This is a genomic window from Actinomadura pelletieri DSM 43383, from assembly GCF_003634705.1.
Lineage (GTDB): Bacteria > Actinomycetota > Actinomycetes > Streptosporangiales > Streptosporangiaceae > Spirillospora > Spirillospora pelletieri.
Window position 1 is genome coordinate 961,471 of the sequence record NZ_RBWU01000002.1, and the last position, 14,002, is coordinate 975,472.

General features: G+C 71.2%; 13 protein-coding genes. 7 read left to right on the forward strand and 6 right to left on the reverse strand.

The features are described from left to right. Positions 1–22: 22 nt before the first annotated feature. From BZB76_RS11205 to BZB76_RS11230, 6 genes are read right to left on the reverse strand one after another with little or no spacing between them, the layout of a single operon-like run. A complete protein-coding gene (locus BZB76_RS11205; RefSeq protein WP_121434193.1) occupies positions 23–1,189 on the reverse strand; it encodes an ABC transporter ATP-binding protein in 1,167 nt (388 codons plus the stop codon). Then, positions 1,186–2,052, reverse strand: coding sequence for an ABC transporter permease (locus BZB76_RS11210; RefSeq protein ID WP_121434194.1), 867 nt, complete (start codon positions 2,050–2,052; stop codon positions 1,186–1,188). Before BZB76_RS11210 ends, BZB76_RS11205 begins: the two co-directional genes overlap by 4 nt. Next, positions 2,045–2,902 carry an ABC transporter permease gene (locus BZB76_RS11215; RefSeq protein ID WP_246006878.1) on the reverse strand — a complete coding sequence of 286 codons (858 nt, stop codon included), beginning with the start codon at positions 2,900–2,902 and terminating at the stop codon, positions 2,045–2,047. Before BZB76_RS11215 ends, BZB76_RS11210 begins: the two co-directional genes overlap by 8 nt. Positions 2,903–2,939: 37 nt before the next feature. Further along, positions 2,940–4,004 (reverse strand): extracellular solute-binding protein, encoded by a 1,065-nt coding sequence (locus BZB76_RS11220; RefSeq protein ID WP_170180584.1) that lies wholly within the window; start codon positions 4,002–4,004, stop codon positions 2,940–2,942. A gap of 49 nt (positions 4,005–4,053) precedes the next feature. Next, positions 4,054–5,394 carry an aminotransferase family protein gene (locus tag BZB76_RS11225; protein WP_121434197.1) on the reverse strand — a complete coding sequence of 447 codons (1,341 nt, stop codon included), beginning with the start codon at positions 5,392–5,394 and terminating at the stop codon, positions 4,054–4,056. A gap of 51 nt (positions 5,395–5,445) precedes the next feature. Further along, positions 5,446–6,894 carry an NAD-dependent succinate-semialdehyde dehydrogenase gene (locus BZB76_RS11230; protein ID WP_121434198.1) on the reverse strand — a complete coding sequence of 483 codons (1,449 nt, stop codon included), beginning with the start codon at positions 6,892–6,894 and terminating at the stop codon, positions 5,446–5,448. Between the two features lie 135 nt (positions 6,895–7,029). On the opposite strand from BZB76_RS11230, the gene BZB76_RS11235 reads away from it, so the two are divergent. From BZB76_RS11235 to BZB76_RS11265, 7 genes are all read left to right on the forward strand, one after another. After that, positions 7,030–7,521: a MarR family winged helix-turn-helix transcriptional regulator gene (locus tag BZB76_RS11235; RefSeq protein WP_121434199.1), complete on the forward strand. Its 492-nt coding sequence runs from the start codon at positions 7,030–7,032 to the stop codon at positions 7,519–7,521. Between the two features lie 111 nt (positions 7,522–7,632). After that, positions 7,633–8,604, forward strand: coding sequence for a hydroxymethylglutaryl-CoA lyase (locus BZB76_RS11240; RefSeq protein WP_121434200.1), 972 nt, complete (start codon positions 7,633–7,635; stop codon positions 8,602–8,604). After that, the gene (locus tag BZB76_RS11245; protein WP_121434201.1) at positions 8,597–9,337 is read left to right on the forward strand and encodes an enoyl-CoA hydratase/isomerase family protein; all 741 of its coding nucleotides are present in this window, start codon (positions 8,597–8,599) and stop codon (positions 9,335–9,337) included. The genes BZB76_RS11240 and BZB76_RS11245 overlap by 8 nt, the downstream gene beginning before the upstream one ends. Further along, positions 9,334–10,521 (forward strand): CaiB/BaiF CoA transferase family protein, encoded by a 1,188-nt coding sequence (locus BZB76_RS11250; RefSeq protein WP_121434202.1) that lies wholly within the window; start codon positions 9,334–9,336, stop codon positions 10,519–10,521. Before BZB76_RS11245 ends, BZB76_RS11250 begins: the two co-directional genes overlap by 4 nt. A 2-nt stretch (positions 10,522–10,523) precedes the next feature. Next, on the forward strand, positions 10,524–11,315 hold the full coding sequence (locus tag BZB76_RS11255) for an enoyl-CoA hydratase/isomerase family protein (RefSeq protein WP_121434203.1): 792 nt from the start codon (positions 10,524–10,526) through the stop codon (positions 11,313–11,315). Between the two features lie 39 nt (positions 11,316–11,354). Further along, a complete protein-coding gene (locus BZB76_RS11260; RefSeq protein ID WP_246006879.1) occupies positions 11,355–12,965 on the forward strand; it encodes an AMP-binding protein in 1,611 nt (536 codons plus the stop codon). Then, positions 12,962–13,996, forward strand: a complete 1,035-nt coding sequence (locus tag BZB76_RS11265) for an NAD(P)H-dependent flavin oxidoreductase (protein ID WP_121434205.1) — start codon at positions 12,962–12,964, stop codon at positions 13,994–13,996. The genes BZB76_RS11260 and BZB76_RS11265 overlap by 4 nt, the downstream gene beginning before the upstream one ends. Positions 13,997–14,002 lie beyond the last annotated feature (6 nt).

A 14,002-nucleotide genomic window follows, 5' to 3' on the forward strand; every position in this document is an offset into this window, starting at 1 on the left:
TTGTCGGCGGTGCGGGTACGGGTCAGGTGGTGGCGGCGTCGAGGGTCTCGGCGGGCCGCTCGGCGGTCGGCTCGTCGTCCGGATCGGCCACCACCGACTGGTGCTCCGGATCCCAGCTCACCGTGACCTCCTCGCCGGGCACCGCCGGGAGGTCACGGCCCGCGACGCGCATGGCCGAACCGGTCGTGCCGTCCGCGAACCGCAGCCCCACCTGGTGGTGGTTCCCGACGTAGACGATCTCGGTGACGGTGGCGCGGACCTGGTTGTGACCGGACGGCACGGACCCGGCGTCGGAATGCAGGTCGAGCCGTTCGGGACGGACGACCGCGACGCCGCCGCTGCCGTCGAGCCCGGCGTCCAGCCGCGGCGCCCGGGGCGTGAAGCCGCCGCACCGCAGGACGCCCGCGGAGGCGTCCACGGTCCCGCGGAAGCAGGTGGACTCGCCGAGGAACTGCGCGACGAACAGCGTCTCCGGCCGCTCGTACAGGTCGGACGGCGTGCCGACCTGCTCGATCCGGCCCTCGTTGAACACCGCGATGCGGTCGGACAGGGTGAGCGCCTCATGCTGGTCGTGGGTGACGAAGATGAACGTCATGCCCAGTTCCCGGTGCATGCGGGCGATCTCGCGTTGCAGTTCGTCGCGGAGCTTGCGGTCGAGGGCGCCGAGCGGCTCGTCCATCAGCAGCGCCCGCGGCCGGTACACCACCGCGCGGGCGAGCGCGACGCGCTGCTGCTGCCCGCCCGACAGCTGGCTCGGCAGCCGGTCCGCGTACTCCTCCAGATGGACCAGCCGCAACGCCTCGTCGACCTTGGCGGCGATCTCCGCCTTCGGCATCCGCCGCTGCTGGAGCGGGAACGCGATGTTCTTGGTCACGCTCATGTGCGGGAACAGGGCGTACTGCTGGAACACGACGCCGAGGTTCCGCCTGTGCGGCTTCTGCCGGGAGACGTCCTTCCCGTCGATCTCGATCTTTCCGGCGGACACCGAGACGAACCCGGCGAGCATGGAGAGCATCGTCGTCTTGCCCGAGCCCGACGGGCCCAGCAAGGTGATGAACTCACCCGGCGCGATGTCCAACGAGACGTCGTCCACGGCCGGACGGGACGTCCCCGCGTAGACCTTCGAGACGCCCGCGATCCGGATGCCGTGGCTGTTGCCGTGGCTGTTGCTGTGGTCGGCTTGGCTCATCGTGTGCTCCGCTTGCGGCGAACGAACTGCGGGATCAACAGGACGAAGCTGGTCGCCACCACCATGAGACTGGACGCCGCGGCGATGGTGGGGTCGATCTCCAGCGTGATGGAGTTGTACATCTTGACCGGCAGCGTCGTGATGTCGGGCGACTGGAGGAACAGCGCGATCACGACCTCGTCCAGCGAGTAGACGAACGCGAACGCGAACCCCGACATCACGCCCGGCGCGATCAGCGGCACGGTGATCCGGAGGAAGGTCGTGATGGGGGTGGCGCCGAGCGTCGCGGCGGCGGTGTCCAGGGTCCGGTCGTAGCCGGACAGGCTGGTCAGCATGACCGTCACCACGAACGGCAACGCCATGACGGTGTGCCCGATCACGAACCCGATCGCGGTGCCGGTGAGGTGCCAGCGCAGGAAGACGCCGTAGATCGAGACGGCGACGACGATGCTCGGCACGATCAGCGGGGCCATCACCAGCGAGCGGATCGCGCCCCGGCCAGGGAACCCCGCCCGGTTCAGGCCGAACGCCGCCGCGCCGCCGAGGACGGTCGCGGTCACCGCCACGAGCAGCGCGAGCTGCACCGAGGTCAGCAGCGCCCGCATCCACGCCTCGGAGGTGAAGAACGACTCGTACCAGCGCAGCGACCAGTCCTTCGGCGGGAACGCGAAGGTGGTCCCGCCGGAGAAGCTCATCGGGATCACCACCGCGGTGGGCGCGATCAGCACCAGGCTGGTCAGCGCGACCACGGCCTTCAGACCCCAGCCGAGACCGTCGTCCTTCCCGGCCCGCAGGGCGACGGGCTCCACGGCGGGCTCGGCGGGCACGGCGTCCGGCTCCGTGGCGGGTGCCTCCTTACTCATGGGTCACCGCCTTCTCGGTGGTGGACGAAAGGTTCACGAACCTCGAAACCACGAACAGCGCCAGCAGCGTCACCACGAGCAGCACCGACCCGAGCGCTCCCGCGCCGCCGAAGTCCAGCAGGTCGTTCACCCGGGTGGCGATCAGCTGCGGGATCAGGGACTGCTGCGGCGAACCGAGCAGCGCCGGGGTGACGTAGAACCCGAGCGTCAGGATGAACACGAGGGTGAACCCCGACAGCACCGCCGGCAGCGACAGCGGCAGGTACACCTGGACGAACGCCCGCCACCGCGGCGCCCCGAGGCTGCCGGCCGCGTTCAGCAGGCGCTTGTCGATGCCCTCCATCCCGCTGTACAGCGGCAGGACCATGAACGGCAGCATGACCTGCACCATCGCGACCGTCACCCCGGCGACCGAACCCAGCAGGACCACGCCGTCGATGCCGATGAGGGAGAACGCGTCGTCGATGAGGCCGTCGCGCTGCTCCAGCATGTACCAGGCGAAGTTGCGGGCCATCATGGACGTCCAGAACGGCAGCAGGACCACCACCGTCATCAGGTTCCGGGTGCGCGGGCTCACCCTCGTCATCGCGTAGGCGTAGGGGTAGGCCAGCACCAGCGTGCAGGCGGCCACGATCAGCCCCGTGACGAGCGTGCGTACCAGGATCTTGACCGAGACGCCGTCCTTCAGCAGCTCGGTGTAGTTCTCCAGCCCGGTGGACGGCTCGGTGAGGCTACGCCAGATGATGTTGCCGAGCGGGTAGGCGAAGAACACCAGGAGGAAGGCGGTGGCCGGCAGGATGAACCAGCCGACCAGCCGCCTCCGCGACCTGGGCGCTCGGGCCGTGCTCACCGGCGACGCGGAAACGGTCGATGCGCTCATCGTCCTCTTACCCGGAGAGCCACTGCGTGTAGCGCTTGGTCACCTGGTCGAAGTTCTGCCCCCACCACTGCGCGTCCGCGTGGACGATGCCTCCCCTGCGTTCCGGCGCGTACACGTAGACCTGCTGCTGGAACTGGTCGAGGTTCAGTTGCAGGTCCTTGTTGACCGGCAGCACCGACGCCGACTCCGCGATCTTCTTCGACGGCTCGTCACCGGCCGTGGAGGCGATGAACTTCATCGCCTGCTCCTTGTTCTTCGAGCCCTTCGGGACCACGAAGACGTTCCAGTTGACGATGGACTTGTCCCAGATGCCCTTGTAGGGGGCGCCGGCCTTGAGGCCCTGGTAGGCGCGGACGTTCAGCATCAGGCCCATGTCGAACTGCTGGTCCACCATCATCTGCTGCATCTGCCCGTAGGTCTTGGCGAAGGTGGTGACCGACTTGATCTTGTCGAGCTGCTTGAAGGCCCGATCGAGGTCCAGCGGGTAGAGCTGGTTCGGCTGAACGCCGTCGGCCAGCAGCGCGGCCTCCAGCAGCCCCACCGAGATCTCGGGCGGAACGATCCGCTTCCCGGGGTACTTCTTCACGTCGAAGAAGGCGGCCATCGAGGTGGGCGGGCTGTTGGCGTACTTCTTCGTGTTGTACATGACGAACGTGCTGTAGAAGAAGTTCGGCACGCCACAGTCGTTGACGGTCCCCTGCGGGTACTTCGACTTGTCGATGACCGAGAAGTCGAGCTTCTCGACGTACTTGCCGCAGTACTGCACGGCCACGGCGGGCGTGGTGTCGACGAGGTCCCAGGTCACCTTCTTGGCCTCGACCATCGTGACCATCTTCGCCTCGTCGACGGGGCTGTCGTTGCGGAACTTCACCCCCGAGTCGGCGGTGAAGGGCTTCTGCCATGCCTCCGCCTGCGCGTCCTGGAAGGGCGGGCCGGTGGAGACGTACGTCAGCGTGTCGCCTTCGTCGTCGCTCGCGTTGCCGATACTGCACGCCGTGGCCACCAGGCTCACGGCCAGACCGGCGGCCGCGAATCTCGCGGTCGGGCCCGTCTTACCTATTCTTCGCCCCACGATCTCCTCCTGGAGTGCTGCTACTGGGGTTCTCGCGTGTCCTGCCCCGTCAGGCCGCCGCGACGTGTTCGGTCAGGACGCGGGCGAGCGCGTCCAACTGTTGTTCGTCGATCACCAGCGGTGGTGAGAGGACGATGGTGTTCCCGGAGGCCCGGACGATGACGCCGTCGGCGCGGGCGCGGGCCTGGACCCCGGCGGCCGCGGCGGCGGTGTCCGGGCCGCGGTCCAGTTCGACGCCGAGCATCATGCCGACGCCGCGCACCTCCAGGACGTGGTCCAGCCGTTCGAGCGGCTTGAGCGCGTCGAGCAGGCGGCGACCGAGCCGGTCGGCCCGCGCGAGGAGCCCCTCGCGCTCCAGGATGTCGATGTTGGCCAGCGCGACCGCCGCGCCGACCGGGTGACCGTTGTAGGTGAACCCGTGCAGGAACGCGGCGCCGTCGGCCAGGTCGAGCACGCGTTCTCCGACGAGTACCGCGCCCATGGGGATGTACCCGCTGGACAGGCCCTTAGCGGTGACGATGATGTCCGGTTCGACGTCGTAGCGTTCGCAGCCGAACCAGTGGCCGATGCGACCGAACGCGGTGACGACCTCGTCCAGGATGAGCAGGATGCCGTGGCGGCGGAGGATCTCCTGGACCCGCGGCCAGTAGTCCGGCGGGGGCGGGACCATGCCGCCGACGCCGAGCACCGGTTCCCCGACGAACGCGGCGATCCGGTCCGCGCCGATCCGCTCGATCCGCTCCTCCAGCTCGGCGACCAGGACGTCGGTGACGTCCGCGCCGCGCACGGCGTGGGGCTTGGCGAGGAACTCGATCCCCGGCATGAGCGGCCCGTAGCCCGCGCGCAGCCGGTCGATGCCGGTGGCGGCGAGGGAACCGCCGCCCATCCCGTGGTAACCGGCGGTGCGCGCGAGGATCACGGAGCGTTCGGGCCGGCCCGCGTGGTGGTGGGCGAGGCGGGCCAGCTTGATCGCCGTCTCGTTGCCCTCCGATCCGCCGTTGGTGAAGAACACCCGCCGCATGGTCGGCGGTGCCAGCTCCAGGAGGCGTTCGGCCAGCCTGATCGACGGCTCGTTGGAGTAGTCGCCGAAGGACGAGTAGAACTCCAGCTTGGCGATCTGCCGGGCGGCGGCCTCCGCCAGTTCGGGCCGGCCGTGCCCGACGGGGCACTGCCAGAGGCCGCAGGTCCCGTCGATGTAGGCCTTGCCGGTCACGTCCCAGACCACGGCACCGTCCCCGCGTTCGAGGATCAGCGGTTCCTCCGGGGCGCCGATGACGCTGTGCGGGTGGATGACCGTCCGGACGTCCAGCTCCGCGAGCCGCCCGGCGCGGTCGTCGTGCTCCCGTCCGGACGGCCCGGTCGAGGTGGTGGTCTGCTGTTCGATCGCCATGGTTTCGCCTTCAGAGTTCCTTCAGCGCGATGTCGTCGGGGACGGCCCGCTTCAGAGCCGGACCGCCACGGACTTGGTCTCCAGGTAGGCGTCGATGCCCTCGCTGCCGCCCTCGCGTTCCAGCCCGCTGTTCTTCACACCGCCGAAGGGGAGTTCGGGACGGACGGGGAACGCCTCGTTCACCGACACCACGCCGAAGCTCAGCCGGTCGACGGTCCGCCACACCCGGGCGAGACCGCCGCCGAAGACGTAGGCGGCGAGCCCGTAGTCGGTGGCGTTGGCGCGTTCGATCGCCTCGTCGTCATCGTCGAAGACGTAGATCGGCAGGACGGGGCCGAAGGTCTCCTCCGAGCTGATCAGCATGGTGTCGTCGGCGCCGGTGAGGACGGTCGGCTCGTAGAAGGCGCCGGTGAGTTCGGCGTTGTCGGGCGTCCAGCGTCGTCCGCCCGCCGCGACCGTGGCGCCGCGCTTCACCGCGTCGGCGACATGCCGTTCGACCTTGTCCAGCCCGCCGAAGTCGATCAGTGGCCCGGTGGTGGTGCCCTCGGCGGCGCCGTGCCCGAGGCGCAGGGCCGCGACCTTCTCCAGGAGCAGCGCCAAGAACTGGTCGTGCACCGCCCGGTGCACGAAGAGCCGGTTGATCGCGATGCAGCTCTGGCCCGCGTTGGCGAACTTCGCGGCGGCGACCGCCGCTGCCGTGGCGGATACGTCGACGTCGTCGAACACGATGGCGGGGGAGTGCCCGCCCATCTCCAGCGACGTCCGGCGCAGGTGGTCGCGGGTCGAGGCGAGCAGGCTGAGGCCGACCTCGGTGGAGCCGGTGAAGCTGACCTTGCGGAGCCTGCGGTCGGCGAGCAGCGCGCCCGCCACCTCGCCGGGACGGGACGTGGTGAGCGACTGGAGCACCCCGGCGGGCAGCGCCCCGGCCTCGTTGATGATCCGGACGAGTTCGGTGCCGACCAGCGGGGTCTGTTCCGCGGGCTTGACGATCACGGGACAGCCGGCGGCGAGGGCGAGGCCGGCCTTGCGGACCAGCATGCTCGCCGGGAAGTTCCACGGGGTGATCGCCAGCGTCGGGCCGATCGGGACGCGCAGCACCATGCCGGGGCCGCCCGGACCGTCCGGCGTCGTCCGGCCGTTGGCCCGCCGGCCCTCCTCGGCCGCCCATTCGAGCATCCGGGCCGAGCCCAGGACCTCGCCCTTGGCCTCGGCGAGCGGTTTGCCGTTCTCGCTGGTCATCAGGGCCGCGAGGGAGTCGGCCTGGGCGCGGATCCGGCCCGCCGCCGCGCGCAGCGCGTTCGAGCGCTCCTCCGCGGTGGTGCGCCGCCAGGTCTCGGCGGCCTTGTCGGCGGCGTCGAGGGCCGCGAGTGCCTCCTGCGGTCCCGCGTCGGCCACCTGGGCGATGACCTGGAGCGTCGCGGGATCCGTCACGTCGAAGGTGGCGGTTCCCGATCGCCAGGTTCCGTCGATGAGCAGAGTGGCGGACGGGTCTGCGGGCATGTTGCGGACCTCCCTGTGCCTTCTGTTGCGCCGACCGTAATCCATTTCGCAGCAGTCTCATCGCACGGTGTTGTGTTTGTCAACACCTTCCCATGGGGGAGCGTCGGATTGCTTTCTCCGCCTTACAGTGGGGGCATGAACGCCCTACCGTCACGCTCGGCGGACCCCGCCGCCGAGGAGTCCGAGCTGATCCCGATCAGGGAGTTGCTGTCCTACCGGTTGCACCGGGTGGCGAACGCGCTGTCCCGCAGCGCAGCCGTGCGCTACCGGCGGGAATTCGACGTCAGCCTCCAGGAGTGGCGCACCATCGCATTGTTGGGAGCGGACGAGCCGCTCACCGTGAATCGGCTGGCTCGGCTGGCCGGGCTGGACAAGGCGCAGATGAGCCGGGTCGCGGCCAAGCTCGCCGAGGCCGGTCTGGTCGAGCGTGAGCCCGGTCCGGGCCGCACGACCCAGCTCACCCTGACCCGTAACGGACGCTCCCTCTACCGGGGTCTCATCGCCGCCGCCAACGAGCGGAACAACGCCTTCCTCGTCTGTCTTACCCCGCTTGAGCAGGAAGTTCTCGACTCGGCTCTGCGTAAGCTGGCCACGCTGGCCAAGGCGCTGGAGCGCTCCGAGCGCTAGTTTCGGCCCGCCGTCGGGAGTCCGTCACCGAGGCCGGGTGTTGATGTTGTCAACAGTAGGTTATATTCCTTGCTGTGATGACCTCGACGCTCCCCTGGGAGGCGGACTCGCATGGCTGACCGCGTCACGATCTGCGAATGCTTCGCCCGTGACGGGCTCCAGCACGAGGAGACCTTCGTCCCGACCGAAGTCAAGATCGACCTGATCGGCGCCTTCGCCGCGGCCGGTTTCACCCGGATCGAAGCGACCAGCTACAGCCATCCCGAGCGCGTGCCCGCCTTCCGCGACGCCGGCGCGGTACTGGCGGGACTGCCCCGTCCCGCCGGCGTGGCCTACAAGGCCACCTGCCCCAACCCCCGCGCGGTGGAACGTGCCATAGCCGACCTCGACGCCGGGCACGGCGCCACCGAACTGAGTTTGCTGGTGTCGGCGACCGAGTCCCACACCGAGCGGAACATGCGCACCACGCGCGCCCGCCAGTGGGAGCGGGTCGCCGAGATGGTACGGCTGGCCGCCGGCCGGTTCCGGCTCGTCGGCGTGATCTCCGTGGCGTTCGGCTGTCCCTTCGAGGGCGCCGTGGACCCCGGCGTGGTCGCCGACGACGCGGCCCGGTTCGCCGACCTCGGCGTGGACCTCGTGACCCTCGGCGACACCACCGGCCTGGCCACCCCGACGACGGTCAAGGACATGTTCCGGCGGGTCACCGGACGGATCGCCACGACGGGCGCGCGGGCCCCGGCGATCGTCGCGCACTTCCACAACACCCGCGGCGGCGGGCTGGCCAACTGCGTCGCGGCGCTGGAGGCCGGCTGCCGCGACTTCGACAGCTCCCTCGGCGGGGTCGGCGGCCACCCGGCGCAGATCCACTACGGCGGCGGCATGACCGGCAACGTCTGCACCGAGGACCTGGTGAACCTCCTGGAGTCCGAGGGCATCGACACCGGCCTCGACCTCGACGCGGTCATGGCGGCCTCGCGGCGGTGCGAGGAGGCACTCGGCCGTCCACTGCACAGCATGGTCGCCCGCGCCGGATTCGGCCTGGTCGGCGGGAAGACGGAGGAGAAGGTGGCGCACGATGCCTGAGCCCGGCGTACTGATCGTCGAAGACCACGGCGCGGTTCGGCTGCTGCGGCTGAACCGGCCCACCAAGCTCAACGCGCTCAACACCGAACTCACCCGCGCCCTGCACGACGCGCTGCGCGCCGCCGACGAGGACTCCGCCGTCCGCGCGGTCGTCCTCACCGGCGCCGGCCGCGGGTTCTGCTCCGGCGCCGACCTGTCGGAGTTCGCCGACCTCACGCCCGCCGACCAGCACGCCGTCATCCGGCGGGCCGAGCTGACCACCCGCACCCAGATGCTGCTGCAACAGCTCACCAAGCCCATCGTGTCGGTGGTGCGCGGCCCGGCCATGGGCGGCGGCGCCGGGCTCGCGATCGGCTGCGACATGATGGTCGCCGCGACCGACGTGAAGTTCGGCTACCCGGAGGCGCGGCACTCGATCGTCCCGGCGATCGTGATGACCGGGATCCAGCGCAACCTCGGCCGCAAGCTCGCCTTCGAGCTGATCAGCACCGGCCGCACGCTGGGCGCGGCGGAGCTGGCCGAGTACGGCCTGGCCAACCGGGTCGCCGAACCGGACAAGGCCGAGGCCGTCGGGCTGGAGATCGCGGCGGGCTGGGCCGAGGTGAACCCGCTCGCCATGGCGGCGGCCAAGGACCTGTTCTACCGCGTCGCCGACCTGCCGTTCCCGGAGGCCATGCGGACCGGCGGCGACATCAACACGATCATGCGCGGATTCCGGGGGGCCGGCGCATGAGGCCGCTGGACGGGATCACCGTCATCGAGTTCTCCCGCGTCCTGGCCGGTCCGTTCGCCACCCAGATCCTCGCCGACCTCGGCGCCGATGTGATCAAGATCGAGCGGCCGGGCGGCGGCGACGAGTCCCGAAGTTTCGAACCGCGCCTTCCCGGCGGCGAGAGCGCCTACTTCTTCGCCTTCAACCGGGGCAAGCGGTCGGTGACGCTCAACCTGCGGACCACGCGCGGGCAGGAGGTCGCCCGCGGTCTCGCCGCCGGCGCCGACGTCCTGGTCGAGAACTTCATGCCCGGCACGATGGACAAGTACGGGCTCGGCTACGAGGCGCTCGCGACGCTGAACCCCGGCCTGGTCTACATCTCCAGCACCGGGTTCGGCCAGTCCGGGCCGTACGCCGACCGCAAGGGATACGACACGGTCTTCCAGGCCCTGTCCGGGATCATGTCGCTCACCGGGCACCCGGACACGCCGCCCGCCAAGGTCGGCATCCCGGTCTCCGACATGACCTCGGGCCTGTGGATCGTCATCTCGGCCCTGACCGGGCTGTTGGAACGGAACAACAGCGGCCGGGGCGGGCATGTCGACCTGGCGATGATGGACGTCCAGGCGAGCCTGCTGGCCCTCGCCGCCGCCCGGATCTTCGCCCTCGACGAGGACCCCGGACGCACCGGCACCGCCCACCTCGGCCGAGTGCCGTCGTCGGCGTTCGAGTGCGCGGACGGAGGCTGGCTCCACATCAGCGCCAGCGACCAGCACTGGAAGCCGCTGTGCGAGGTCCTCGGCCTGGACGAGCTGGCCGCCGACCCGGCGCTCGCCGCCAACGAGGGCCGCCTCGCCCAGCGCGAACGGGTGACCACCGCCCTCGCCGAAGCCGTCGCCCGCCGGCCGCGCGACGAGCTGGCCACCGCGCTGCGCGCCGTCGACGTCCCGGCGGGCGAGGTCAAGACCGCCCGCGAGGCGCTCGCCGACCCGCACACCGTCGCGCGGGGCATGGTCGGCCACTTCGACCACCCCACCGAGGGGCGGTTCTCCGCGCTGCGGACGCCGCTGCGCCTGGACGAGACCGAATACCCCGAACCCGGCGTCCCGCCGCTGCTCGGGGCCGACACCGAGGACGTGCTCACCGAACGGCTGGGACTGGACCGCGACGAGCTGGCCCGGCTCCGCGAAGAAGGGACGATCTAGCGTTGAGCGACGACGATCCGGTGCTGGTGCGCGCGGCCGATGGTGTCGCGCACGTGGTGCTGAACAGGCCCGAGGCGCGCAACGCGCTGAACCTTCCCATGTGCCGCGGGCTGAGCGACGCGTTCGCGCGCCTGGACGCCGACGACTCCGTCGGTGTCGTCCTGGTGCGGGCGAACGGGCCCGCGTTCTGCGCCGGCGCCGACCTCAAGGAGCGCGAGGGCCGCGACGAGGCCTGGGTGCGCAACCGCCGCCTCGCGTCCTTCGCCGCCTACGAGGCCATCGAACGGTGCTCCAAGCCCGTGGTCGCGCTCGTGCACGGCCCGGTCGTGGGCTCGGGCGGGGAGATCGCCATGTCGTGCGACTTCATCGTCGCCGCCGACGACGCCACCTTCCGTTTCCCCGAGCCGCACTGGGGCACGGTCGGCGCCACGCAGCGGCTGCAACGCGTCATCGGCAAGCGGCGCGCCAAGGAACTGCTGTTCACGGCCCGGACGATGCCGGTGGACGAGGCCGCCGCCGTGGGGCTGGTGGCGCGGATCGTCCCGGCCGCCGAGCTGCTCGCCACTGGCGCGGAACTCGGCGCGACGATCGCGAGCGCGCCCCGGCTGGCGATGTCGCTGACCAAACAGGCGATCGACCTCGGCTCGGAGACCGACCTGGCCAAGGGCATCCGGATCGAGATGGCCGCGATCGAACGCTGCCTCGCCGACGGCGCGTGGCGCGGCGGCGTGGCGGACTTCGCGACCGCCATGCGGGAGAACCGGGCACGAGCGGCGACGCAGGAGGGGAACTAGTCGATGGAAGGGACCCACGGACCGGCCGGGGTGTGTCCGGTGACCCTCCACGACGCGCTGCGTCGTGCCGCGGTCATCGGCCCGGACGTCGAGGCGGTCGTCGCCTCGCACGGCCGGATCACCTATGCCGCGCTGGACGCCGAGGTCGCCGCGGTCCGTGCCGCGCTGTCGGCCGCCGGGGTCCGGCGCGGCGACCATGTCGCCGTCTGCCTGGGCAACGGCCCGGAGTGGGTCACGCTCTTCCTGGCCATCGGGTCGCTCGGCGCGGTGACCGTGCCGATCAACACCCGGTGGCGTCCCCCCGAGATCGCGTACGCGCTGCGGCAGTCGCGGTCCTCGCTGCTGTTCGTCGCCGACCGCTTCCTGAACATCGACTTCATCGCCATGCTCCGGGAGATCTGTCCGGGCGTCGACACCGGGCTGCCGGACGCCGAGCTTCCTGACCTGCGGTCGGTGGTCGTGCTCGGCTCCGGCGGTTCCGCCGCTCCGGCCGTCGTTCCCGAGGCGGCACGGTCGTGGGAGGACTTCCGGGCGGCCGGGACGACCCCGGTGGAGCCCTGCGGGACGCCCGACGACGTGGTGCTGATCCAGTACACGTCCGGCACCACGTCCCGGCCGAAGGGCGTGCTGCTGACCCAGCTCAACATGTGCGGGGACGCGTTCTTCTCCGGGGCGCGCCTCGGGCTGCGGCCGGGCGACCGGTTCCACAGCGTGCGGCCGTTCTTCCACGCCGCCGGCAGCACCCTGACGGTCCTGGCCTGCCTCCAGCACGTCGCCACGGTGGTGACCATGGACCGGTTCGAGCCGGGCGAGGCGCTGCGGCTGATCGAACGCGAACGCTGCACCCATTTCTCCGGCAACGACACCATCGCCCTGATGCTGCTGAACCATCCGGACCGGCCGCGGCGCCGGCTCCGGCTGCGCGGCGCGTGGGCGGCGGCGTCGGCCGCCGTCGTCCGGCGGATCATCGACGAGCTGGGCGCCACCGAGTGCGTCGTCGGCTACGGGCTGTCGGAGGCGTCGCCGAACGTGGCGCAGTCGGCGTGGTGGGAACCGGAGGACGTCCGGGCGAGCGGCCGGATGCTGCCCGAACCGGGCGTCGAGGTCCGCGTCCAGGACGCCGAGACCGGACGGGACGTCCCGACCGGGGACGTCGGCGAGATCTTCGTCCGCGGCTGGAACGTCATGCGCGGCTACTACGCCATGCCCGCCGAGACCGCCGAGACGCTGTCGCCGGACGGCTGGCTCCGCACCGGCGACCTCGGCCGACTCGGCGACGACGGCCGGCTCGAGTTCGTCGGACGGGCCAAGGAACTCATCCGCGTCGGCGGCGAGAACGTCTCGCCCACCGAGGTCGAGGACGTCCTGCACGGCCACCCCAAGATCAGGCAGGCGGCGGTGGTCGGGGTGCCGGACGAGCGCCTCATCGAGGTCCCGTTCGCGTTCGTCGTCCTCGCGGAGGGCTGCGCGGCCGACCAGGAGGAGATCACCGCCTGGGCCGCCGAGCGCCTCGCCCGGTTCAAGGTGCCGCGCCACATCCGGATCGTCGACGACTTCGAGCGGTTCGGGATGACGGCCAGCTCGAAGGTCCAGAAACGGCACCTCGCCGCCCACGCGCGGCGGCTGCTCGACTCGGTGGAGGCGGGATGACCGGCCGCGCGCGCGCCGGTCGGGCGCGCATCGACACGGCCGTCACCCGGCTGCTCGGCTGCGACCTGCCGATCGTCCAGGCGGGCATGTCCTGGGCGTCGTCGGACTCGCGGCTGCCGCTCGCGGTGTCCAATGCCGGCGGTCTCGGCGTGATCGCCGCCGGTCCCATGCGGATACCCGACCTGGACCGCTCCATCACCGAGGTCGCCGAGGGCACCGACCGTCCCTACGCGGTGAACCTGCCGCTGTACCGCAAGGGCGCGGACGAGGTCATGGACCTGCTCGTGGCCCGGCGGATCCCGATCCTCATCGCCTCGCAGGGCGGCCCGCGCCGCTACCTGCCGCGCTTCCGGGACACCGGGACGATCTGCCTGCACGTCGTGGCCACCGAGGAGCACGCGGCCAAGGCGATGGACGCCGGCGTGGACGGTCTCGTCGTCGTCGGCGCCGAGGCGGGCGGCCATCCGCCCGCCGGGCTGGTGTCCACGCTGGTCACGGTCCGGGCCGTCGCCCGGCGTTTCCCGGACGCCCCGATCATCGCCTCCGGCGGGTTCGCCGACGGCTCGGGACTCGCCGCCGCCCTCGCCCTCGGCGCCGGGGCCGCGCAGTTCGGCACCCGCTTCCTCGCCAGCGCCGAATCGAACCTGCACCCCGCCTACAAGGAGGCCGTCCTCGCCGCCGGCACCGGCGACACCCGGACCGTGGGCCGCGACCTCGGCATGATCCGGGTCCTGGCCAACGACTTCGCCGACCGCATGACCGAGCTGGAGCGCACCGGCGCCGACCTGGAGCGGCGCCGGGCGGAGTTCACCGCGACCAGCCTGCGGACGGCCGCCGTCGACGGCGATGTCACCGGAGGAAAGGTCGAGATGGGCCAGTCGGCCGGGTTGGTCGACGCGCTCCTGCCCGCCGCCCGGATCGTCGAGCTGCTCGTCGAGGAGTACGCCGCCACGCTCACCCGCCTGCCCGAGGTCCGCCCCGCCGAGGACCTGCCCGCCCGCCCCGCACCGACACCGCTTCCCGCCTCCTAACCCGCC